We start from the raw sequence: 21,363 nt of genomic DNA, 5'->3' as shown, positions 1-21,363 counted from the left end.
AAACAGCACAGCCCTATACCTTATAAGGAGAGGCCTCCTCTCCACTACTTCTTCCCGATTGGTTGTGCCGCCCCACAGGCGACACGACAACAAGTCATGCCTGATGACCATAGCGAGTCGGTCCCACCCCTTCCCATCCCGAACAGGACCGTGAAACGACTCCACGCCGATGATAGTGCGGATTACCCGTGTGAAAGTAGGTAATCGTCAGGCTCCCCAGCAGTGCCCGCAACCCCACCCCATCAAGGTGGGGTTGCGGCGTTTACGCGGCAGAAAAACGCGGGCTAACTCGCTGGCGTGCCGAGACCCACGGTTGCAATGTAAGCCTAGTCAGACTCATCGGCCGCTGCAACGCACCGCGAGCGCTCATCTACGTCGGCGATGCGCATATGCTGGTCGTTACCGCGGGCGGGTCAAGGGGTAGCTTGAGTCGAATAGGTCTGAAGCGAAGATCCAGGCGACATTCGCACAGCCTTCAGGATCAGGCATCTGCCACGACAGCGTCAGCGCAGTGTCGTCATCTAGAAGAAGGTCACGAGGGCGCTACATCACCGGCTGCCAGCAATGGCGACCAACACTTATCGTGGGGCGTATCGTCGATCGCGGTTCCGAGCGACTAAATCGCGTGGCGGTCCCGATCAGAGACCGTCTCTATAGCGCCGCCCGATGACACACGAGCGAGAGCCATTGCCTGCCATCCCGCAAAACTTAGGCATGAGTTATCGCGTAGAAGTGTGACGGGTCCTTTGTCGCTCTTGCAGGCGCGCATCACCGTAATCGCGATGTCGGCATTTTGGATGTTTTCGATGCGCTGTTTGACGCCATCAGAAACTACTCGTAAGTGATGCAGGACTCGATTTGCGCCTGGAGATGCCAGCAGTCGGCCGCCTTTTCAGGCATCGCTTTCGTTATCGGCTGCGCGTTACGAGCATGTGTTCGGCGAACTCAAGCGTCATCGCCGTCGCATCGTGTTGCGTACGCAAGAAGTCATAAACCAAGCTCAAGCGATTCGCCGGCATGGCCATATCGCATTGAATGCCGGGTTGATACTCGCCATTTAGGGCAACGGGAGTCAACCTGCGTCGGCAGCACACCTGCGATAGATGGCGTCGGCGCGCCCGGCGATTTTTCGCGCGATGTGTCATCTGCGTTGATGAGAGAACAAGCCGTAAGCGAAGCGCGGTTGAGTTTTCATCATTGCGTCCAGGACTTTGCATTGCGGTGCGAACAAACAGCTCGTCGACGTGGCTGCCATGCAGCAGGGCTAGGCTGACCTCAGAGGCCTACCGCCATGCTCGCAACTCGAGCCTGCGGGCATCCACAAAATCTCAGCACGCGTCGCTATGCGATGGAATTGCATTGGGAGCGGAGGCCACGCCAATTCCGCCTGCGCGAAACTTTGCCGACTGAAGCATGAGCACGCGTCCGCTCATGCAGGAGTAAGTCCAGGAAGCAAGAAAGCTCAAGCGTAAGTCGGTCAAACGTAAAGCCGGCGTCAGCCACATTTGGCTGACGCCGAAGACGCCTATGCTTGCGTCACCCGCCTCGTCGGACGAGCCGGATAATAAACAGCAGGATGACTGCGCCGATCACCGCGGTGATGATCGAGCCGATCCAGCCGTTGCCAAGCGAAATGTGCAGCACGCGGGCGAGCCAACCGCCGATGAACGCGCCCACAATCCCGACGATGATGTCGACGATAAGGCCGAAGCCACCGCCCTTGACGAGTACGCCAGCTAGCCAGCCGGCGATCGCGCCGATGACAAGCCACGCAATGATGCCGTGTTCCATAATCGAAACTCCATGGTTGTGTGTGAACAATGCACGGTGAGAGAGCTTAGTCGAAGCTTCCGGCGCAGTCCATATTCAGGATACGGAATTAACATTGTCTGAATGTGTTGCAAGCGGACTGTAGGCCACACGTGTGTATCGGCATCGCTAGGAAATTTCGACAAACTGTGCAGACCGATCCACAAACTAATACGGAGTCCAAATCTTGACGTCGACCATCACAAAAAACACACTCTTCGAACGCTCCGTGTCTGTTTGCGCATGACAACGGCTCTAAGCCCTCGCACACAATGCTGGTTCACATCACATCACAGCGCCCGCTACAGGCCGTTCACGTCAATGAGGAATGTATGAAAGCCAAAGCTCTGGGAATTATTGCCGGCGCGTTCATCGCCGCCGCTTCATTCGCGTCGTTCGCCGCAGGGCTCCCCCCGCCGGTTGAAGGAAGCAGCACCTTGCAGGCCGAAGGAGTCGTGAAGTCCGTCGACCGCGCAAAGCATTCCGTGACCGTGCTCGACGCGCAAGGCGGCGAGGCGTCATTCGAGATCACGGACAAGGGAGACATTGAGACCATCAGGCAAGGTGGAAAAGTCCACATCCGTATGATGCGCAATGCGCTGATCAGCGTCACGCGTGGCGCAGATGCGGCAGCCGCGCCTGCTGCCGCAGTTGCGTCAATCGGGACGACGAGCCCAGAGCGGAACGTCAGCGCAGAAGTGCAGGCAGTCGATCACGCTTCGGGTGTCATGGCTTTGAAGGGGCCAAACGGCTCGGTGTTCCACATCCAGGGCCGTGTTCCGGCACAACTGGCGAACGTGACGCCGGGTATGCAGGTGCTGGTGGCATTCGCGCCGCAAGTCAGTGTTGCAGTAGCGCCGGCGCCATGACGGGCATATGACCTCACGCATTGTCCCCAACGGGGCGAGCAAAGAAAGGCCTGGCTATCTAGTGCCACGGTTCGCGCTCTGCCTCGATAGTGGCATTACTCCGGCTCGCCTGGCACAAGCCGTAATCGTGTGATTTCCGAGGGCGCGCCGAGCCGCTTTGGCGGTCCCCAGTAACCGGTGCCTCGGCTCGTGTATACCCACAGTCCGTTCAAGCGGGCGAGGCCCGCAGTGAACGGTTGCTGAAACCGCACAAAGAAGTTCCAAGGGAAGAACTGACCGCCGTGCGTATGACCTGAGAGTTGCAGCGTGAAGCCGGCCTCGGCGGCGGCTTCTGCGGAGCGGGGCTGGTGCGCGAGAAGCACCTTGATCAGCACGTCGCCTGGCGCACCGGCAATCGCGGCCATTGGATCGCTGCGATGTAGCGGATCGTGATGACCGGCCGAATAGTCGGTCACGCCTGCAATGACAGCGCGCGCCCCATCGTGGTCGACGACCACGTGCTCGTTCAGCAGGACATTGAGTCCGAGGCGTCGGAACTCGTCGATCCACGCATCGGCTCCCGCGTAGTATTCGTGGTTGCCGGTTACTAGAAACGCGCCGTGACGCGCACTCAACCTCGATAGAGGCTGCGTGTGATGAGTCAGCTGCGGGACGCTGCCGTCTACCACATCGCCTGTCACAGCTATGAGGTCAGGCTTCAGACGATTCACTGCATCGACAATCGCGTCGACATAGCGGCGTTTGATGGTCGGGCCCACGTGGATGTCGCTGATCTGGACGATTGTGAAGCCGTCGAGAGCGGCGGGCAAGTCGTCGATCGGCACCTCGATCGTCACGACTCGCGCGCGGCGGCGGGCGTTGAAAAGACCGATCAGTGTCGACAGTATTGCGAGCAATGGCACGGCTGCCGCGGTGCCGGTCCGCCAGTGGGCGAGAGCGATCAGGCCAGGCCAGATGGCGTCGACGGTCATCGTTGAAGCAAGCGCCAGGTCCCGTACAAACGTCAGGACCAGCAGCGAGGAGAAGAAACCCATCGCGAGCAGGCCGATCCACGCAAGCCGGTCGCCCAGTGGCTGCCGCTTGATGGTGCGCGCGAGCATGCCTAGCGGGATAAGAATGACGGAGAGCACGAGCCAACATCCCGACAGCCAGCGGACGATGATGTTAACCGGCATGTCCGGAATCAGGCGGAAGCCGACATAAACGTGCAGCAGGATGCCAATAGCAATTAGGCGTGCAAGAAACGATGAGCGGCGCATAGAGAGGATCAAGGCGGGTAAAGCCGGCATAACTTGAGCGGAACGCCGGCGGCGGCCAGGCGCCGCGGCGAGGCGGCTAACGGGCCGGACCATTCTACCGGCATGCGTAGCAGCGTGCCGGGCGCACGAGAATTAGCCGGCAAGGCGGCCGCGCTTTGCTGCAATGCAGCGATGACCAGGGAGGCGAGCGCGTTATTGTCGAGCTGAGAACGTGGCCCGGACGCGCCCAGTACGAATGCCCCGGATAACCCTAATTAAATGGGCTTTGAATTACGGATGCACCTGGACTATGCTGGAAGTGAGCTGTCGGCACAAAGAGTCGCGACAGCGGCCAGCTCAGTTGTCGTTATCGCCGGCAAACGGCGAGGCAGGAGGCGATCATGAAGCTGCTCGGATCAGGTCATCGTTTACATCACGGGGACCCTGCGCACCGCGCGCATCACGTCGGGCACGAGGGCAGTCACGTAATGCTGCCCCTGGTTGGCGTGTCTCTGATGGCGCTCGGCTTGTATCTCGGCGTGCGCAATATCGACTTCTCCGAACTAGGCAAGAGCGCGCTGTTTGACGTTGTTATGCTCTGTGTCGCGCTGGGCATTGCGGGGCTGTTCGGCGTGGTCGGCGCATGGCTGCGCTCAAATGGCGAGGACACCGAAGAAAGCTTTTGCTTTGTTGGCGCGGTGATCGGCGTGGTGGTGTTCTACATCGCGATTTTCAGTTAGAAGCGATGCGCTTTAGTCTATCTGAGCCTCTTCGTCAAAGCTGAAGCGTGTGCTGCGCGGATACGGTTTCGACGCATCGCCGTAGCCAGGGGTGGTCAGGAAGTCTGATCTGATCGTCGGGCCGCCGAAGAACGCCCGATCCACTTTCGCGGCCTCGGAGCTTGACATCGGGCCGGCGCCGAGGCCGGGCGCGCGGGCCGGGAGGATCAGATTGCCGCCCTGCAGCGTCGAATCGCGAAGCGCAGTCTCGGCAATCGCCCTTGTCGTTTCCGGTAGGTAAGCCAGCTACGAACGACGGCAGCTGCCACCAAAACGCCATGTCCATTGCGACGATTACCGTTCCCGGTGCCCCCATGGTTTTCTCGACGTTGCCAGCTCATAAGGCTGCCCCCGCAGCCTCTCCTTGGCGGCCGCGCTTTTCACAAAGACGAAACGTCCCGGACTGGAATTAGCCGACGTCGGGCCGACCAGCGTCAACTCGACCAGTTGCTCGAGCAGCGCGTCGTCGCAGGGTTCCGGCTGCAGGCATTGTAGGTGCGCGCCTCGCAAAACAGCTGGTTGAGCACTTGATCGGACACGGCCATGGCAATGGCCCACTGCAAGGTCGAGAAATGCAAAGGGCAGTTGCCGCGGAACTCAGCAAACGAAAGGCGCGACTGCTCACAGCCGCGAAGCGCAGTAGAAACACATCAAGCGGCAGCGAAATGCGCGGTGAAAACCGGAGCCCAACCGGAGTCGAGCAGAAGACGAAATCGCAACAAGATCCTAATGAAATCGCAAACGGCCGCCCTCCCGTTGCCGTCATAATATCCACCGTACCCCCGCCCAGCGCGCGCATCCCGCAATGTTATGACCGATCTTTTCGACGACCTTCCGACACCTGACGTCGACTGGCATCCCGACTGGCTTGCGCCGAAAACGGCTGGGCAGTTCCTCGCGCGCCTCATTGACGAGGTCGAATGGCGGCAGGACACCATGGGCACGCCCGGCGGCCGCGTCGCGCTGCCGCGGCTGACTGCATGGCAGGGTGACCCCGAGGCGGTGTACATCTATTCCGGCATCCGCAATGTGCCGCATCCGTGGACGCCAGCGGTCGTCGAACTCAAGACTGCTGCCGAGGCCGTCTGCGGCGCGCGGTTCAACAGCGTCCTGCTCAACCGCTATCGCAGCGGCGCGGACAGCATGGGATGGCACGCCGACCGCGAGCCGGAGCTTGGGCCCGAACCGGTGATCGCATCCGTGAGTCTGGGCGCAGCGCGCACCTTCGACCTTAGGCACAACAAGACCGGCATCGTCCGGTCGTTCTCGCTGAAAGGCGGCAGCTTGCTGGTGATGAAGGGCAAAACGCAGGCGGAATGGCGGCATCGAGTGCCGAAAGAGCCGCGTGTCACAGGCGAGCGCATCAATCTGACTTTCCGGTGGGTCACGCCGCGAACGCAGAGCGGCCTGTCATCGCGCCTGTAATCGCGCCTGTAGCGTCGCATTCGCGACGATTCCCGCGGCGCCGTCGAACCGACCGGGGCAGCGCAGGGGTCGGCTGGTAGTAAGTGCATAGAAACCAGTGACGACCCAAGCCCAAGCCCAAGCCCAAGCCCAAGCCCACGCCCACGCCCAAGCCCAAGCCCAAGCCCAAGCCCACGCCCAAGCCCACGCCGCGCCACCCGTACAACCTGACTCCCGCCCCACGCCCACTCACAAGAGCACCAACGCCCGTCCTATACCAAAATTGATATTGCCGACGCGAATCATATGATTGGACTGTTAACGCCTCGCACACTACGCTACATCACGATCCACGCATCGCGATGGCCGCAAGGGCCGCGGTTTCGATGGATCGCCTACACAACAACGATCAGGAGACAGTCATGGCGAATACACGACGCGCCGCATGTCGTGCGTTGGGTGCGCTCGCGATGTGTGCGGGTTTCGGTGCGCTGACGCTGGCAACGCCCGGCGCCTACGCGCAGGATAAGCAGATCACGCTGGGTTTTGCGCAGGTCGGCGCGGAAAGCGCCTGGCGAACCGCTAACACTGAGTCGGTGAAATCCGCGGCCGCCGACGCCAAGATCAAACTCAAATTCTCCGACGCGCAGCAAAAGCAGGAAAACCAGATCAAGGCGATTCGCTCGTATATCACACAAAAAGTCGATGTGATCGCGTTTTCGCCGGTCGTCGAGTCCGGTTGGGAACCGGTGCTGCGCGAGGCCAAGGCCGCGAAGATTCCGGTGATCCTGACCGACCGCAACATCGACGTCAAAGACACTTCGCTGTACGTGACCATGATCGGCTCGGACTTCCTGGAAGAGGGCCGGCGCGGAGGGAAATGGCTCGCCGACCACTATAAGGATTCGAAAGGGCCGGTCAACATCGCCGAATTGCAGGGTACAGTCGGCTCGGCGCCCGCGAATGACCGGCACGCTGGCCTGGTCGAAGTGATCAAGAGCGATCCGAAGTTCAAGATCATTGCGTCGCAAAGCGGCGACTTCACGTTGGCCGGCGGCAAGCAGGTCATGGAAGCGTTCATCAAGAGTTACGGCAATAAGATCAACGTGGTTTATGCGCATAACGACGACATGGCCCTCGGTGCGATCCAGGCCATGGAAGAAGCGGGCATGCATCCGGGCAAAGACGTCATTGTCGTTTCCTTCGATGCGACCAAGGGCGGGTTCCAGGCCATGGCCGCAGGCAAGATGAATGTCGATGTGGAATGCAGCCCGCTGCTCGGACCGCAGCTGATGTCGGCGGTCAAGGACGTGGTGGCCGGCAAGCCTTTGCCGAAGCGCATCCTCACGGAAGAGACCGTGTTCCCTATGAGCGTTGCTGCGCAGACATTGCCGACGCGCAAGTACTAGGAAAATCTACTTAGGCATCCGTAATAATACGCCTGAACACGGAATCTGTTGACGCAGCAGGAAACGCAAAACGAATCAGCAGGTAATAGTTTCTCCAGCGGTGCCTGACCGTCCGATTGCTTGGGCAGCGGACGGTCTCTTTTCACACCGATGCAGCAACTCGCCGCGCAAAAGCCACGCAGGCACCATGGCTCCACGGCACCAAAGCAGCACCACACCAACGCACCACCGCTCGAGCGAGGTCTATGACGCATCCCGCTTTCGAACCCAATCCGCCGCCCGCGAGCGCGATCAACCCGGCCGCTGCCGCCTCTCCCGACGACGGCAACGTCCGCGAGCCGATCCTCGCCACCACCGGCGTCAGCAAGACATTTCCCGGCGTGAAAGCGCTGCACGGTGTCGATTTCCGACTCTTCCCCGGCGAAATTCATACGCTGATGGGGCAGAACGGCGCCGGCAAATCGACCTTGATCAATGTGCTGACCGGTGTGCTCGCGCCCGATTCCGGCACGATCCGTCTGGCGGGCGAGGTCGTGGCATTCGCGTCGCCGCAGGAAGCCGAGGCGGCGGGCGTGCGCACGCTTTACCAGGAAGTGAACCTGTGCCCGAACCTGTCGGTCGCAGAGAACATTTTTGCCGGCCGGCAGCCGCGCCGCTTTGGCGCGATCGACTGGCCCGACATCAAACGTCGCGCACAAGCCGCGCTCGCGCGCCTCGACATAGCGCTCGACGTCACTCGCTCGCTCGACGCTTACCCAATCGCGGTCCAACAGATGGTGGCGATCGCGAGAGCGCTTTCCGTCGATGCGCGCGTGCTGATCCTCGACGAGCCCACGTCGAGCCTCGACGATAGCGAAGTCGCCCAACTATTCAAAATACTTCGGCATCTTAAGCAATCTGGAATTGCGATTCTGTTCGTCACACACTTCATCGAGCAGACGTATGCGATTTCCGACCGCATCACGGTCATGCGCAACGGCGAGCGCGAGGGCGAATACCTCGCGCGGGACCTGCCGGCGGATCTGCTGGTCTCGAAGATGGTCGGTCACGAGCGCATGAGCGAGCGTCTGCGCGAAGCCGCTCAGGAAGCATCCGATGAGCGCGAACAGACGCAAGACGAACACCCGGTGGCATCGGCGTTCATCGAACTGCGCGGCGTCGGCAAGCGTGGCACGTTGCAGCCCATCGACCTCGATGTGCAGCGTGGTCAGATACTTGGACTTGCTGGCTTGCTGGGCTCGGGGCGCACCGAAACCGCGCGACTGCTGTTCGGCGCAGACCGTGCCGACAGCGGCACGATGCTCGTCGATGGCAAGCCCGTGCGGCTGCGCTCGCCGCATGATGCGGTGCGCCACGGCATTGCCTATTGCGCGGAAGATCGCAAGAAAGAGGGCATTGTCGCGGACCTGTCGATCCGCGAGAACATCCTGCTGGCGTTGCAGGCGCGGCGCGGCTGGTGGCGCAAGATCAGCCGCCAGCGTGCGCGCGAACTGGCCGATCTGTGGATCGAGCGGCTCGGAATCAAGGCCTCCGATGCGGAGCAACCGATCGGTCTGTTGTCCGGCGGTAATCAGCAGAAAGCGCTGCTCGCGCGCTGGCTCGCCACGGATCCAAAACTGCTGATTCTGGACGAGCCCACGCGCGGTATCGACGTCGCTGCGAAATTCGACATCATGGATCGCCTGCTCGCGCTGTGCGCCAACGGGCTGAGCATTCTGTTCATTTCCTCGGAGATCAGCGAAGTGCTGCGCGTGAGCCATCGCGTCGCCGTGCTGCGCGACCGCCGCAAGATCGCTGAAGTAAAGGGCACGGCATCGAACGAAGACAACATCTATCGACTCATCGCGGGGAGCGGCGAATGAAGCTATCGAACTGGCTCGCGCGTGATGGTGTCGAGCGTCCGCTGATCTGGCCGTGCGTGACTTTGGCATTGTTGTGTGCGCTGAATCTGTGGGTCAATCCGCACTTCCTGTCGCTGCGCATGCTCGACGGCCATCTGTTCGGCGCGCCGATCGACGTGCTGAACCGCGCCGCGCCGCTCGTGCTCGTCGCGACCGGCATGACACTGGTCATCGCGACGCGCGGCATCGACATTTCGGTCGGCGCGGTGGTCGCGATTGCTGGCGCGGCGGCCGCCACGATACTCGCAACGCAACCCGTGCCGACCGGCGGCCTCATCGCTCAGGCGTTGCTGGCGGCGTTGATTGTCGGCGTGCTGAGCGGCATGTGGAACGGCTTGCTGGTGTCTTTCATCGGCATGCAGCCGATCATCGCTACCTTGATTCTGATGGTCGCGGGCCGCGGTATCGCGCAACTGCTGACGGCGGGGCAAATCATCCCGATCGGTGCGCCCGGCTATCTGTTCGTCGGCGGCGGATACTGGCTCGGTGTGCCGTGCTCGGTATGGATTGCGACGCTCGCCGTGCTGGCCACCGCCGCGCTCGTCGAAGGAACGGCGCTGGGGCTTTTTATCCGCGCTATCGGTGTGAATCCGGTTGCCACTCGCCTCGTTGGCCTGCGCTCCAAAGCGCTGGTTTTTGCCGTGTATGCATTCTCCGGATTAACGGCCGCGATGGCGGGCATTCTGATCAGCTCGAACGTGCGCAGCGCTGACGGCAACAACGCGGGGCTGTTATTGGAACTCGACGCGATTCTCGCGGTGACGCTCGGCGGAACCTCGCTGCTCGGCGGCCGCTTCAGTCTCGCGGGAACAGTGCTCGGTGCGCTGATCATCCAGACGCTGACCTACACGACGTATTCGATCGGCGTGCCGCCGGAAGCGACATTGGTCGTCAAAGCGGCGGTCGTGCTGGCGGTCAGCGTGATCCAGTCGCCAGCTGCGCGAGCAATCGCAGTATCGTTCGGAATGCAGATCATCAAGCAACGCGGGGTGGCGCGATGAGACGTTTTTTTGCAGCGTGGGCGAACCTCGTCGATCCACGCACCTTGCCCATTGCGGTCACTATCCTGCTGTTCTGCGCGCTGTTTGGCTTCGGCTCAGTAATGTACAACGGCTTTTTCTCGTGGCAGGTGCTGCTCGATCTGCTCGTCGACAATGCCTTTCTGCTAATCGTGGCCATCGGCATGACGTTCGTGATCGTGTCGGGCGGCATCGATCTGTCGGTGGGTTCTGTCGTCGCACTGACCACCATCGTCGAAGCGGTATTGGCCGAGCGCCTGCATCTGTCGGTGTGGATCATTCTGCCGATCGTTCTGCTCATGGGCACCGTATTCGGTGCCGTGCAGGGCGCGCTGATTCACTTCTTTCGCCTGCAGGCGTTTATCGTGACGCTGGCCGGCATGTTCTTCGCGCGCGGCTTGTGCTTCCTGATCACTACGCAGTCCATCACGATCACCGATCCAACCTTTCACACAATCTCCGCGTTCCGGCTGGACATCGGCATTGGGTCCGTCACTGCCAATGTACTGATCGCGTTCGTCGCACTCGTCGGTGCCATTTACGTCGCGCACTTCACGCGCTTTGGCCGCAACGTGTACGCGGTGGGAGGCAATGCTCGCTCTGCATTGCTGATGGGTTTGCCGGTCGCGCGTACACGCATCGGCGTCTACGCGCTAAGCGGTTTCTGCTCCGCGCTCGGCGGCGCGGTTTTCACTTTCTATGTGCTGTCGGGCTACGGTTTGCAAGGGCAGGGCATGGAGCTGGACGCCATCGCAGCCACCGTGATCGGCGGAACGCTGCTGACGGGCGGTGTCGGCTATGTGATCGGCTCGCTCTTTGGCGTCGGCATTCTCGGCACGATCCAGACGTTGATCACCTTCGACGGTACGCTCAGTTCGTGGTGGACCCGCATCGTGATAGGCGCGCTCCTTTGCGCTTTCTGTTTGCTGCAGCGGCTGATTGAACGACATGCAAAGTCGGTACGGCGTCCTGGCGGCACGGGAGCAGTCGTGACAGCGGGACGCGAACGCACGCATGGCGAGGCTTCGACTGCATCCGACTCGCATGTGATAGGCCGCGCGCCGGAACAGGCCTGACGAGCGCTCAACAAGGCGGCCGCAACGCAACCCGCCGGCCGCGTTGCGTCACTGCTCGAGCGCGCGACGTTTCGTTTCCGGCAACGTGAGCGCGGCGAGAATCACGATGCCGTACGCCGCCGCTGCGAATGCGCCGATTGCGTGGCCGAGCGTCATCGTCTGCGACACGTAGCCGATCAGGAAAGGGAAAGTAGCGCCGATAGCCCGCCCGACGTTGTAGCAGAAGCCCTGACCCGAACCGCGAATGCGCGTGGGAAAGAGTTCGGTCAAAAACGCGCCCATGCCCGAAAATGCCGGACGCGCAAAACCGAGCGGGAAACCGAGCACGAGCATCGAGAAGCTGTCCAGCGGAAGCTGCGTATAGATGGACGCAATCGCGCATGAAGCGAGAGCGAACACGATGAACGCGCGCTTGCGGCCAATACGGTCGCTCACATATGCGCCGGTCAGATAGCCGCAATACGATCCCACGGCGATGACTCCGACGTTGGCGTGCTTGCGGCAGCGCGCGTCGCGCGCAATGCATGCGACCAGTACGCGAAGGCGATGGGGCGTCAGTTGATCGAGCGGCGCCAGATCAAACCGGGATGAAGCGCGGTTCGCTTACCCGGTTTGCAGGCGTCGCCGCGCCGTTGCCGTGAGCCGTTCGAACGGAAGCGTACTGGCAGCGAGCGCCGCGATCTCCGGATAATGTTCGCGCGCGATATCGGTCAGCACCTGGCCAGGCGGCGCTTCAATCGCGACGCGCGCACCCATTTCCTGCATGACCGTGAGCGCGTCGAACCAACGTACGGTATAGCGCATGTTGGTCGCGAGATCGTCGCGAATTGCGTCGGCGGTATACAGGGGCCGGCCGCCGCGATTGCCGATATACACGCTGTGCGGCGCGCGAAACGGAACCGAGCGCGCGTAGGCGCTCAGTTCGTCGCTCGCGTGCACGAGTAGTTCGCAATGCGAAGGAACACTGACCGCAAGGCGCGTGGCCTTGCGTGCACCGGCGGCCAGCACACGGTCGATAAAACTGTCCAGCGCAGCGTTCGCCCCCGCCATCACGATCTGGCGCGGCGCGTTCACATTGCCGATGTAAACCGGCGGTTCACCTTGGTCGCTGTGTCGCGCGGCCAGCGTTGCGACCTCGTGCTCCGTCAGGCCGGAGATCGCGGCAAGTCCGTAGCCGGACGGATAGGCAGCTTCCATCAGTTCCGCGCGGCGGCGAACCATCTTCAAGGCGTCGCGGAAAGCAAGCGCTCCACAGCTGACCGCCGCCGGATACGCGCCCACCGACAAGCCGGCGTTCATGTCCGGGCTCAAGCCTTCCTCCGCGAGCGCGCGGGCGAGCGCCACGCCCGCGACAGTCAACGCGCATTGCACGGCAACGGTCGAGCGCAATGCATCGGCCGTGTCGAGGGTGAGCACGTCGGCGCCGAGCACGTCGGACGCCTCGTCGAGTGAGGCGCGCACGGCGGGATGCGACGGCAGCCGATGCAGGAAGCCGTCGGTCTGCGCGCCCTGGCCCGGGAAGATCAGCGCAAGCATCAGATTGCCGTCTCGCGATCGGCAGACCAGGGATCGGCAAGCAGCCGTGGACCGCTTGCATGGCGCGCCATCACGCGTGCTTTGCCTGCGGCCCACTCGGTGAGCGCGACGCCGCCTGCGGGCGTTTCGAGTTGCGCGTCGATGCGGATGCCGGTTTGGAGAGCAACCGTTTGCAGATGATTCAGCAAGTGCGCGGCGCACTCGCGTGTTAATTGTTCGGGGGTCCGAATCAATAAGTCGAGATCGCTCGATGGCGTCACGGTATCTGTATGTGTGGCCAGTTCGAAGCCCGCGCTGCCGGTCGGACCCCACGTCAACGCGTTTAATGGGCTAAGGGTGTCCCGCTTCAACTTGGCGAGTGCAGCGAAAGCGGACAACGCGGCGCGTCCGGCAAGCGGCTCGCTGCACACCAATGCTTCGGGCGCAACGACTTCGACAATCTCCGTCAACGTTGTCCACGTGCCGTAGCGCTGCGACCGCTGCGGGCCACGCACGCCAATCGCCACCACGCCGTGCGCGCTGAGTGCGCGCCGGACCACCGCATATGGCGCGCGCTCGAAAGCGTCGCGGACCCACGACGGTTCGCCTTCAAATGCAGCAAGGCACCGCAAACGCAGCAGATCATGCGCACGCCAGCGCTCATCGCACGACATGGCGAGTTCGCTTGCAAACGGCGGCGCGGCACAGACCGGCATTACACGGCATCCCATTGTTCGGCGAGACGCCGCCGCACTTCGATGGACGCCGCGCGGTTCTTCTGCGCAGCCGCCGATTCAAGCCGGCGCGCGAGCTTGCGGCTGCCTTCACGCGCGCTGCCGATCTGCTCGCGCAACACCTGCTGCACGCGCGCGATCTGCGCGGCGTCCGGCGCATCGGCGTCGATGCCTTCGATCAATTGATCGAGCAGCCCGAGCTTCGCGAACGAGGCCATCGAATAAGACATTGGCACGATGGTCTCGCCAAGCGCGTCGAGCGCCTCGACGGTGCGGCGCGTGACGCGCGCCGCGGCTTCCTTGCCCATTGCGTGAACCATGGTGCCGGGCGCGTCGAGCGCGACGATGCGATTGGCCTGGTAGCCGTGCGCGAGAAAGGCGCCCGACATCGCGGGTCCGACGATCAGCGCGATCACCGGATGCCCCGCATCGCGAGCCGATGCATAGGCGTCCACAGCCGCCGCACACGCGAGATGAATGCCGAGCATTTCTTCACGATAACCATAGGCCTGGCTTTTGACATCGACAATCGCGACGATCGGCCGACGCGTGCCGCGTGCCGCATCGTCGGCGATTGCCTCGCGCACGGCGCGCGCGAGCTGCCAGCCCTGTTCAAGGCCGACCACGTTGTCGGTCGCGCGCGGAAAGCGGTTGTCGGGATCGGGCACGACCGTGATGAAACGTGCGGTCTCGTCGCCGAGCGGCGCGTCGGCGCTCCACACGGGAGCGGCGCTGCGGGAGTGACCGGCGAGCGCCTGGAACCAGCACGCGCCGCGGCTCAGTGGGGTGTCGCTCATGCTTGCTCCTTGCGCGGCCGCGAATGTGCCGCTTGGTCCGAAAAGACTTCGCGCATGCTTGCGGGCGTGACGCTAGCCGGATCGATTTGCGCGAGCCGTTGCAGGAACGTGTCGACCTGTTCACTGCGATGCGCGGCCGGCACGCCTTGCCCGAACGCGGAATGCACGGCGGCGCGCACGGCTTGCGCGTCGTCGTCGACGAGTCGATCCGCGAGCGAACTCGCCACGCGCTGTTCGCCGCCGATCAACTGCCACACGCGGCGCCGATCGGTGGCATCGAGTTCGTCGATGCCCGCTTCCTGCTCAATCACCTCTGGTCCATTCATGCCGAGCCGCCCCTGCTTCGTCACGACGAGATACGAGCACAGCGCGGCCGCGAGGGACATGCCGCCAAAGCAGCCCACCATGCCGGCGATCACGCCGACCACCGGCACATGGCGGCGCAGCGCGACGATTGCCGCCTGAATCTCCGCGATCACGGCGAGGCCCAGGTTCGCTTCCTGAAGCCGCACGCCGCCCGTTTCGAACAGCACGACCGGCCGCACGATCTTGCCGCGCTCGCAATCGCGCAAGGCCAGTTCCAGCGCGGCGGCGATCTTGCTGCCCGACACTTCGCCGATGCTGCCGCCCTGGAAGGCCGATTCGATCGCGGCGACCACCGCGGGCTCGCCGTCGATCGTGCCGCGCGCGATCACGCAGCCGTCATCGGCCTGGCACACCACGCCTTGCAGCGGCAGCCACGGCGACTCGATTCTGTCGAACGGCCCGAGCAATTCGCGGAAGCTGCCGGCGTCCAGCAGCGAGCGGGCGCGCTCGCGTGCGGGCAATTCAATGAAACTCTCGCGCAGCAGCGGCGCGGCGTGGGGCGTGGCGAGCGTGCTCATGCGTCGTCTCCCTGTTCGGCGGCTTCCACGGCTTCCGCGAGCCGCAATGCGACGACGCCGGGTGTGGCGCCGAAATCGTTGATCTCGATCTGCGCGGCACCGTCGTAGCGGGTGAAAAAGCGGTCCAGCACGCTTTTCCAGATGTGGCTGTAGCCGTCCACGCTCGTGCGCACGACGACGTGTGCGCTGAGCGCGCTGGCTTTATCGGCGGGCGAGAGCAGCACTTCAAGATCGCCCGAACCGACCACGCCGACGTGCGCGCGAGTCGTGACGGCGCGTTGCGCCGGATAGTCGAAGGTCAGATGTTCCATGTGGCTCAGCTCCCGCCAGCGCCGCGACGCGCCAGCATGTCGAGAAAAAGGGCGGCGGCGAGCAGATCGGCTGCGCCGCCGGGCGATGCATTGAGCGACAGCAGTTCGCGCTCGAGCGCGGCGAGCGCGGTCTTGCCTTCGCATGTCGAGCTGCCGCCGGCTTCCAGCACGCGCCGCGCGCCGTGCTGACCCGCATGCAGGCCGGCAAGACCCGCTCGGTGCAGCAGGCAGGTGTCGTCGAGCGAGGCCATGATCGCGAGCAGGGCGTCGACGCGCGCGGCGTCTTCGTCAATGCCGCGCTCGCGTGCCGCAAGCAAAGCGGGCAAGCCCGTCGCGATCACATGCGGGAAACCTTCCTGCGCTTCGCGGCGCGCGCCGCCTACCTGATAGCGCTGCCGCGCGCGTTCGCCGTGACTGCCGGTGGGCGCCGCGAAGCGGTCGGGAAAGCAGGCGATTTGCGCCGCGCGCCGGCAGATGGCCGTCGCGTCGAGTCGCGCCCCGTCAACCGCTAACGACGCGCCCGCGACCAGCAGCCCGACGATCCAGATCGCGCCGCGATGCGCGTTGCTGCCGTTCGTGGCGCGCAGCATGTGCTGCTCGCCAGCGCGGCCGATCTGCGCGAGTTCGGTGCGTAACAGCGCCGACGGTTCGCCGCGGCGGCGCGCCGTGCGCGCGAGCGCGGCGAAGGTCGGTTCGAGCGCATGCGCCGAGCGCCGCATGATCGCGAGATCGAGGTCGCGGTGCGCGCCGCTGCCGCGGCGGTCGACGAGTGCGGGTTTGGGTGTGAGCTCCGCCTCTTCGATCAGCGCGGTGACGGCGTAATGGGCCAGTTGCGCGTCGGTGGGCAAGTGGCGCGTGAGCTTGTCGGCGGGGGCGAGCTCCAATCCGGCGCGCTCGGGCGAAGCAGTAGACGCTCCCATCCGCAGCTTCTGCAATTGCGCGATCTGTGCGCACGTCGCGTGGTCGTAGCGCGCAGGCAAGGCATCGGCCGATCGCGCAGACCTTTCCTCCACTTGCGCGGTCTGCGCCGACAACGCCTGCTCGCGCTCCAGCAAAGCAGCGGCTCTCATCACCAGCTCCTGAAGCGCCCGGGCGGCGCATACAGGCCGCCCGACCACGTGACGAGATCGTCGATGCTGCGTGCCGCGAGCAGCGAACGCTTCGCTTCGCCGCGCCGAATGCCGAGATCTTCGGGATACGCCACGATGCCGCGCCGGCGCAGCTCGGCCGTCTTTTCCGGCTTCGCGCGCAAGCCGATTGGCGTGACGCCGGCGACGGCGGCAATCGCCGCGCGCCGTTCGTCGACGCCCTCGGCCCTGTGCAGATGCGCAATGCCTTCTTCGGTGACGACGTGGCTCACGTCGTCGCCATAGATCATGACGGGCGCGATAGGCATGCCGCTTTTCGCGCCGACTGCGACCGCATCCAGTTCATCGACGAAAGTGGGTTCGCCGCCTTTCTTGTATGTCTCGGCCAGTTGCACCACCAGCTTCTGGCCGCGCGATACGGGCCCCTGGTCTTTCAGCAGCTTGAGCCACGCTTCACTCGAATGACGCCGGCCACGCGGATCGTGGCCCATGTTCGGCGCACCGCCGAAGCCGGCGAGGCGGCCGCGCGTTACCGTGGACGAATTGGCGTCCGCGTCGATTTGCAGCGTCGAGCCGATGAAGAGGTCCACACCATATTGCCCCGCCAGTTGGCACAGCACGCGGTTCGAGCGCAGCGTGCCGTCGTTGCCGGTAAAGAACACGTCGGGACGCGCCTCGATGTACGCCTCCATGCCGACCTCGCTGCCGAAGCAATGGATGCTGTCGACCCAGCCAGATTCGATGGCCGGAATCATCGTGGGATGCGGATTGAGCGTCCAGTTGCGGCAGATCTTGCCCTTCAGGCCGAGCGACTCGCCGTAGGTGGGCAGCAGCAATTCGATTGCCGCGGTATCGAAGCCGATGCCGTGGTTCAACGACGTCACGCCGTACGGCTCGTAGATGCCGCGTATCACCATCATCGCGGTCAGCACCTGCAGATCGCCGATATGGCGCGGGTCGCGCGTGAATAGCGGTTCCACGGCAAAGGGCCGGTCGGCCTGCACGACCACGTCGACCCACGAGCCGGGAATGTCGACGCGCGGCAGTTCGTCGACGATTTCGTTGACCTGCACGATCACAATGCCATGACGAAACGCTGCCGCCTCGGCGATGGTGGGCGTGTCCTCGGTATTCGGACCGGTGTAGAGATTGCCATGCCGGTCGGCCTTTTCCGCGCACAGCAGCGCGACATGCGGCGTGAGGTCCACGAACATGCGTGCATATAGTTCGACGTACGTATAAATTGCGCCGATTTCCAATTGCCCGTCTTCGAGCAGCTGCGCGACGCGCAGGCTTTGCGGGCCGGCAAACGCAAAATCCACTTTATGCGCGATGCCGCGCTCGAAGAGCGTCAGATGTTCAGGACGACTGATGCTCGAAATCAGCAGATGCACGTCGTGCAGTTTCTGCGGATCGACCTTGGCGAGCGAGCGCGACAGGAAGTCGGCCTGCTTCTGGTTGTCGCCTTCCAGCGCGACGCGTTCGCCCGGCTGGATCAGCGTTTCGAGCGCATCGACAATGCGCGCTGACGGCAGCACGCCGTCCTCAAGCCACGGCGCAATGGCTGCGAGGCGGCGCTTCTTTTCGTCGCGCCGTGTGGTCCACGAACGAGCGGCGGAGGATGCTTCGGCGGGTGCGTTCATCGGCTCAATCAACTCCCGGTGAGGGCGCGCGGGGGCGGCCGCGCGGCTTGGGTCGGTTCGCGAGCGCGGCTTCCGCCTGCGCGCGTTCGGTCAGGAAACGGTGCAGCAACTCGCCCGTGCCGAGCAGATGCCCGGCGACGAGCGCCTGGGCGGCCGGCACGTCGCCGCGCCTGACGGCGTCGAGCAATTCGGTGTGTTCATGGTCGGACTCGCCTTTGTACGACGGCAGGCCGAATTTGAGGCGCAAGTAACGCTCGCCGCGCCGATGCAGCACGCGGATCAGGTCCTCGAGCTGGGGACGCGCGGCAGGTGCATACAGGCTCATGTGAAACGCGGCGTTGCGCGCGACGTATAGCGACGGGTCGGGCTCGCGCCCGGCCGCCTTGCACAGCGCAGTGCATTCGCGCAACGTCGCCGGCGTGTGTCTGGGAATGGCGAGCCCGATTGCGAGACTTTCGAGCGCCGAGCGGATTTCATAGATCTCGCGCGCTTCATCCGCCGATAAAGGCGCGACCGTTGCACCTTTATGCACCGCGACTTTCGCCCAGCCTTCGGTTTCAAGCAGGCGCAAAGCCTCGCGCACCGGAATCGCACTGACCGAGAAGTGCCGCGCGATCGCGTCCTGGCGAAGCGGCGCGCCAGGCGCGAGCGTGCCGTCGATGATCGCTTCGCGCAACGCCTCCGCGATCACGCGCGACGTGCTTTCCCGCGGCGCCGCTGCAGGCAGCAGCGGGGAGCGGGCGGGGGTCTCCGGGCGCAGAGGATTTGTCGTTGCGTCGTTCATCGTTCAAATATTATATATGAAACGATGACATTTAAACGCGGGCAAACCCGGAATTCCAGCTGGCTGGAAGATCGAAGTGATGGAGCGAGGCTTTTGCTATGGCGAGCGAGTGACGCACGATGCACCCGTAAGCGATCGCGCACACATCGTCAGGCCCATGCACACGACTCACTCGGCCCGTCGCGCGCGCCCGCCCGGAATGACCAGAGAAACCAGCGGCCAGCCAAGGTTGACCCCCAGACTCGCGACGACAATCAGCGCCATGCCGGCCAACTGCGGCAGGGAAAGCGCGCGGCCGTACACGATCGCATCGACGGCAATGGCGGTGAGCGGATAGACGAACAGCAGCACGGCGATGACCGGCGTGGTGAGCTTCGGCAGCGCGCCATAGATCAGCACATACGAGAGCCCCGTATGCAGCACGCCCATGCCGACGATCCAGAACCACTGCATCGGCTGGATATGCGCGGCGTCAAAGGGCGCAACGAGCGGCGCGATAAACGGCAGACAGATCACGCCCACTGCGCATTGCATCAGCGTGAGCAAATGCGGGCGCAAGTCGCCGAGCCCTTTGGCGATCAACGTAACGCCGGCATAGAGCACCGAGCCCGCCAATGCTTCGCCGATGCCGACCAGGTAGCTCGTGTGCCCCTGCAGACTGGCCGTGGCCGCCACGCCCGACGCGAGCACGAGCCCCACGAAAGCGGTCGCGATCCAGCCGAGCCGGTCCGCGCCGAGCCGTTCGTTGAAAAGCGCCGCGCCGATCAGCACGACCCAGAACGGCTGTACATGGAACACCACGGTCGCGACTGCAATGCTCGTGCGATGGATCGCGTCGAAAAAGCCGACCCATTGTGTAACCATCAGCACGCCGGAGACGAGTGCAAGCGCGAGTGTGCGTCGCGTGAAATGTGCGCGCGTGAAGAACCCTTTCCACGCGCAATACGCGGCCAGCGACAGAAAGCCGAACAGACAGCGGAAAAACACCAACGTCAGCGCGCCGAGCCGCGCTTCCTCGACGAACACGCCGAGCGTGCCCATCAAGAGTCCGCCGCCGGCCAGTGTGATTGCGCCACGTTGACCTTGGGTGAGGGACATGCGAAGCGTCTCCGTGAGGTCGAGACCCAAGTATTGCGCCGGTTGCCGGATGTCCACAAACGAATTAAATTTAGAAATTCCATAAGCGGAATTTATAAATCATGCATCCAGAATTCGACGTCGATTTGCTGCGCACGTTTGTAGCCGTGGTGGACGCGGGCAGTTTCACGAAGGCATCGGCCATCGTGCACCGGTCTCAGGCCGCTGTCAGCATGCAGGTCAAGCGGCTGGAAACCATGCTCGGCACCACGCTGTTCGCGCGCAACACGCGCAATCTCTCGCTGACGCGGCCCGGCACCACGCTGCTCGAATATGCGAGGCGCGTGCTTGCATTGCACGAGGAAGCGTGGTCTGCGATCGTGCGGCCGGAGGTGACCGGCCGCGTGGTGCTCGGCGCGCCGGACGACTACGTGTCGTCGCTGTTGTCGCCGGTGTTGCGGCGCTTTTCGAAGCTGTATCCGCACGTGGAAATCGAAATTGTCTGCGCGCAAAGCACGTCGCTTGCGCCGATGCTCGCGGACAACAAGATCGACCTCGCCTTCGTTACGCGCGACCGCAAGATGCGCGGCGAATTCGTGCGCAGCGAGCCGATGGTGTGGGTGGGTGCTGGCGTCGATACACCGGTGCTGGCGGCTTCGCCGTTGCCGGTCGGTCTTTACGAGCCCGGCTGTGTGGCGCGTCGGCACACGCTCGCCGCGCTCGACGGCGCGCGGATCCGCTACCGCGCGGCCTTCAGCAGCGCGAGCCTGATGGGCCTCGTCGCCACGGTGGATGCGGGCTTGTCGGTGGTTGCGCTCACGCGATGCAGCGTGCCGTCGCGGCTTGCCATTCTCGGCGAAGCGCAAGGCTTGCCGCGCATCGAGCCGCTGGAAATCGTGGTGGCGCGCAGCGCGAAGTCGGACCGGCCGACTTGCGACTATCTGGCTGCGCAGATGGTGCAGGACCTGTCGTTGCCGGCGCAGCCGCGCGGCTCCACCGCTGCGGCTTCGTGACAGGCGCCGCGCG

General features: G+C 63.5%; 19 protein-coding genes, 1 rRNA gene and 2 pseudogenes. 9 read left to right on the top strand and 13 right to left on the bottom strand.

The genetic code is table 11. The features are described from left to right. Nucleotides 1–99: 99 nt before the first annotated feature. Nucleotides 100–213 (top strand): 5S ribosomal RNA (rrf, locus tag A3AC_RS0119310). A 1,323-nt stretch (nt 214–1,536) separates the two neighbouring features. Here the strand turns inward: rrf and A3AC_RS0119300 are convergent. Then, nucleotides 1,537–1,791, bottom strand: a complete 255-nt coding sequence (locus tag A3AC_RS0119300) for a GlsB/YeaQ/YmgE family stress response membrane protein (RefSeq protein ID WP_025600889.1) — start codon at nt 1,789–1,791, stop codon at nt 1,537–1,539. 350 nt (nt 1,792–2,141) lie between these two features. Between A3AC_RS0119300 and A3AC_RS0119295 the strand changes: the two genes are divergently transcribed. Then, nucleotides 2,142–2,678 carry a hypothetical protein gene (locus A3AC_RS0119295; protein WP_025600888.1) on the top strand — a complete coding sequence of 179 codons (537 nt, stop codon included), beginning with the start codon at nt 2,142–2,144 and terminating at the stop codon, nt 2,676–2,678. 95 nt (nt 2,679–2,773) lie between these two features. On the opposite strand, the gene A3AC_RS0119290 is transcribed toward A3AC_RS0119295, so the two are convergent. Further along, nucleotides 2,774–3,937 carry a metallophosphoesterase gene (locus tag A3AC_RS0119290; RefSeq protein WP_025600887.1) on the bottom strand — a complete coding sequence of 388 codons (1,164 nt, stop codon included), beginning with the start codon at nt 3,935–3,937 and terminating at the stop codon, nt 2,774–2,776. Between the two features lie 380 nt (nt 3,938–4,317). Between A3AC_RS0119290 and A3AC_RS0119285 the strand changes: the two genes are divergently transcribed. Continuing rightward, nucleotides 4,318–4,656 carry a hypothetical protein gene (locus tag A3AC_RS0119285; RefSeq protein ID WP_025600886.1) on the top strand — a complete coding sequence of 113 codons (339 nt, stop codon included), beginning with the start codon at nt 4,318–4,320 and terminating at the stop codon, nt 4,654–4,656. 12 nt (nt 4,657–4,668) lie between these two features. On the opposite strand, the pseudogene A3AC_RS29340 reads toward A3AC_RS0119285, so the two are convergent. Then, nucleotides 4,669–5,240: pseudogene (locus tag A3AC_RS29340) on the bottom strand (malonic semialdehyde reductase). Nucleotides 5,241–5,505: 265 nt separating this feature from the next. On the opposite strand from A3AC_RS29340, the gene A3AC_RS0119275 reads away from it, so the two are divergent. From A3AC_RS0119275 to yjfF, 5 genes are all read left to right on the top strand, one after another. Further along, nucleotides 5,506–6,120: an alpha-ketoglutarate-dependent dioxygenase AlkB family protein gene (locus A3AC_RS0119275; RefSeq protein WP_025600885.1), complete on the top strand. Its 615-nt coding sequence runs from the start codon at nt 5,506–5,508 to the stop codon at nt 6,118–6,120. Between the two features lie 449 nt (nt 6,121–6,569). After that, nucleotides 6,570–7,508 carry an ABC transporter substrate-binding protein gene (locus A3AC_RS0119270; RefSeq protein ID WP_198018013.1) on the top strand — a complete coding sequence of 313 codons (939 nt, stop codon included), beginning with the start codon at nt 6,570–6,572 and terminating at the stop codon, nt 7,506–7,508. 245 nt (nt 7,509–7,753) lie between these two features. Beyond that, nucleotides 7,754–9,370 carry a sugar ABC transporter ATP-binding protein gene (locus A3AC_RS0119265; protein ID WP_025600883.1) on the top strand — a complete coding sequence of 539 codons (1,617 nt, stop codon included), beginning with the start codon at nt 7,754–7,756 and terminating at the stop codon, nt 9,368–9,370. Continuing rightward, nucleotides 9,367–10,410: an ABC transporter permease gene (locus tag A3AC_RS0119260; protein ID WP_025600882.1), complete on the top strand. Its 1,044-nt coding sequence runs from the start codon at nt 9,367–9,369 to the stop codon at nt 10,408–10,410. The genes A3AC_RS0119265 and A3AC_RS0119260 overlap by 4 nt, the downstream gene beginning before the upstream one ends. Then, nucleotides 10,407–11,504 (top strand): galactofuranose ABC transporter, permease protein YjfF, encoded by a 1,098-nt coding sequence (gene yjfF / locus A3AC_RS0119255; RefSeq protein WP_025600881.1) that lies wholly within the window; start codon nt 10,407–10,409, stop codon nt 11,502–11,504. The genes A3AC_RS0119260 and yjfF overlap by 4 nt, the downstream gene beginning before the upstream one ends. A gap of 48 nt (nt 11,505–11,552) precedes the next feature. Here yjfF and A3AC_RS0119250 read toward each other — a convergent pair. From A3AC_RS0119250 to A3AC_RS0119205, 10 genes and pseudogenes are all read right to left on the bottom strand, one after another. Further along, nucleotides 11,553–11,990 (bottom strand): annotated as a pseudogene (locus A3AC_RS0119250) (MFS transporter); the annotation flags it as partial. A gap of 117 nt (nt 11,991–12,107) precedes the next feature. Continuing rightward, on the bottom strand, nt 12,108–13,040 hold the full coding sequence (gene mdcH, locus A3AC_RS0119245) for a malonate decarboxylase subunit epsilon (protein ID WP_025600879.1): 933 nt from the start codon (nt 13,038–13,040) through the stop codon (nt 12,108–12,110). Beyond that, complete coding sequence (locus A3AC_RS0119240) at nt 13,040–13,735, bottom strand: malonate decarboxylase holo-ACP synthase (protein ID WP_025600878.1); 696 nt, start codon at nt 13,733–13,735, stop codon at nt 13,040–13,042. Before A3AC_RS0119240 ends, mdcH begins: the two co-directional genes overlap by 1 nt. Beyond that, nucleotides 13,735–14,550, bottom strand: a complete 816-nt coding sequence (gene mdcE / locus A3AC_RS0119235; RefSeq protein ID WP_025600877.1) for a biotin-independent malonate decarboxylase subunit gamma — start codon at nt 14,548–14,550, stop codon at nt 13,735–13,737. Before mdcE ends, A3AC_RS0119240 begins: the two co-directional genes overlap by 1 nt. Beyond that, nucleotides 14,547–15,434, bottom strand: coding sequence for a biotin-independent malonate decarboxylase subunit beta (locus A3AC_RS0119230; protein ID WP_025600876.1), 888 nt, complete (start codon nt 15,432–15,434; stop codon nt 14,547–14,549). The genes mdcE and A3AC_RS0119230 overlap by 4 nt, the downstream gene beginning before the upstream one ends. Beyond that, nucleotides 15,431–15,745 carry a malonate decarboxylase subunit delta gene (locus A3AC_RS0119225; RefSeq protein WP_025600875.1) on the bottom strand — a complete coding sequence of 105 codons (315 nt, stop codon included), beginning with the start codon at nt 15,743–15,745 and terminating at the stop codon, nt 15,431–15,433. The genes A3AC_RS0119230 and A3AC_RS0119225 overlap by 4 nt, the downstream gene beginning before the upstream one ends. Before the next feature lie 5 nt (nt 15,746–15,750). Beyond that, a complete protein-coding gene (locus A3AC_RS0119220) occupies nt 15,751–16,815 on the bottom strand; it encodes a triphosphoribosyl-dephospho-CoA synthase (protein ID WP_025600874.1) in 1,065 nt (354 codons plus the stop codon). Further along, a complete protein-coding gene (gene mdcA, locus A3AC_RS0119215) occupies nt 16,815–18,476 on the bottom strand; it encodes a malonate decarboxylase subunit alpha (protein WP_025600873.1) in 1,662 nt (553 codons plus the stop codon). Before mdcA ends, A3AC_RS0119220 begins: the two co-directional genes overlap by 1 nt. A 4-nt stretch (nt 18,477–18,480) precedes the next feature. After that, a complete protein-coding gene (locus tag A3AC_RS0119210) occupies nt 18,481–19,167 on the bottom strand; it encodes a GntR family transcriptional regulator (protein ID WP_442856512.1) in 687 nt (228 codons plus the stop codon). Nucleotides 19,168–19,428: 261 nt separating this feature from the next. Continuing rightward, nucleotides 19,429–20,358, bottom strand: coding sequence for a DMT family transporter (locus A3AC_RS0119205; protein WP_025600871.1), 930 nt, complete (start codon nt 20,356–20,358; stop codon nt 19,429–19,431). Between the two features lie 101 nt (nt 20,359–20,459). Between A3AC_RS0119205 and A3AC_RS0119200 the strand changes: the two genes are divergently transcribed. Continuing rightward, complete coding sequence (locus A3AC_RS0119200) at nt 20,460–21,350, top strand: LysR substrate-binding domain-containing protein (RefSeq protein WP_025600870.1); 891 nt, start codon at nt 20,460–20,462, stop codon at nt 21,348–21,350. The last annotated feature ends 13 nt before the right edge of the window (nt 21,351–21,363 follow it).

It is taken from the genome of Burkholderia sp. WSM2230 (assembly GCF_000472445.1).
Lineage (GTDB): Bacteria > Pseudomonadota > Gammaproteobacteria > Burkholderiales > Burkholderiaceae > Paraburkholderia.
This window is presented reverse-complemented; position numbering and strand designations above follow the sequence as displayed.

Coding starts and splice junctions, on each gene's coding strand:
- A3AC_RS0119275 (WP_025600885.1), top strand. CDS start 5,506: ATGACCGATCTTTTCGACGACCTTCCGACACCTGACGTCGACTGGCAT.
- A3AC_RS0119265 (WP_025600883.1), top strand. CDS start 7,754: ATGACGCATCCCGCTTTCGAACCCAATCCGCCGCCCGCGAGCGCGATC.
- mdcA (WP_025600873.1), bottom strand. CDS start 18,476: ATGAACGCACCCGCCGAAGCATCCTCCGCCGCTCGTTCGTGGACCACA.
- A3AC_RS0119240 (WP_025600878.1), bottom strand. CDS start 13,735: ATGCCGGTCTGTGCCGCGCCGCCGTTTGCAAGCGAACTCGCCATGTCG.
- yjfF (WP_025600881.1), top strand. CDS start 10,407: ATGAGACGTTTTTTTGCAGCGTGGGCGAACCTCGTCGATCCACGCACC.
- A3AC_RS0119205 (WP_025600871.1), bottom strand. CDS start 20,358: ATGTCCCTCACCCAAGGTCAACGTGGCGCAATCACACTGGCCGGCGGC.
- A3AC_RS0119200 (WP_025600870.1), top strand. CDS start 20,460: ATGCATCCAGAATTCGACGTCGATTTGCTGCGCACGTTTGTAGCCGTG.
- mdcH (WP_025600879.1), bottom strand. CDS start 13,040: ATGCTTGCGCTGATCTTCCCGGGCCAGGGCGCGCAGACCGACGGCTTC.
- A3AC_RS0119220 (WP_025600874.1), bottom strand. CDS start 16,815: ATGAGAGCCGCTGCTTTGCTGGAGCGCGAGCAGGCGTTGTCGGCGCAG.
- A3AC_RS0119285 (WP_025600886.1), top strand. CDS start 4,318: ATGAAGCTGCTCGGATCAGGTCATCGTTTACATCACGGGGACCCTGCG.
- A3AC_RS0119300 (WP_025600889.1), bottom strand. CDS start 1,791: ATGGAACACGGCATCATTGCGTGGCTTGTCATCGGCGCGATCGCCGGC.
- A3AC_RS0119225 (WP_025600875.1), bottom strand. CDS start 15,745: ATGGAACATCTGACCTTCGACTATCCGGCGCAACGCGCCGTCACGACT.
- A3AC_RS0119270 (WP_198018013.1), top strand. CDS start 6,570: ATGTGTGCGGGTTTCGGTGCGCTGACGCTGGCAACGCCCGGCGCCTAC.
- A3AC_RS0119290 (WP_025600887.1), bottom strand. CDS start 3,937: ATGCGCCGCTCATCGTTTCTTGCACGCCTAATTGCTATTGGCATCCTG.
- A3AC_RS0119295 (WP_025600888.1), top strand. CDS start 2,142: ATGAAAGCCAAAGCTCTGGGAATTATTGCCGGCGCGTTCATCGCCGCC.
- A3AC_RS0119260 (WP_025600882.1), top strand. CDS start 9,367: ATGAAGCTATCGAACTGGCTCGCGCGTGATGGTGTCGAGCGTCCGCTG.
- mdcE (WP_025600877.1), bottom strand. CDS start 14,550: ATGAGCGACACCCCACTGAGCCGCGGCGCGTGCTGGTTCCAGGCGCTC.
- A3AC_RS0119230 (WP_025600876.1), bottom strand. CDS start 15,434: ATGAGCACGCTCGCCACGCCCCACGCCGCGCCGCTGCTGCGCGAGAGT.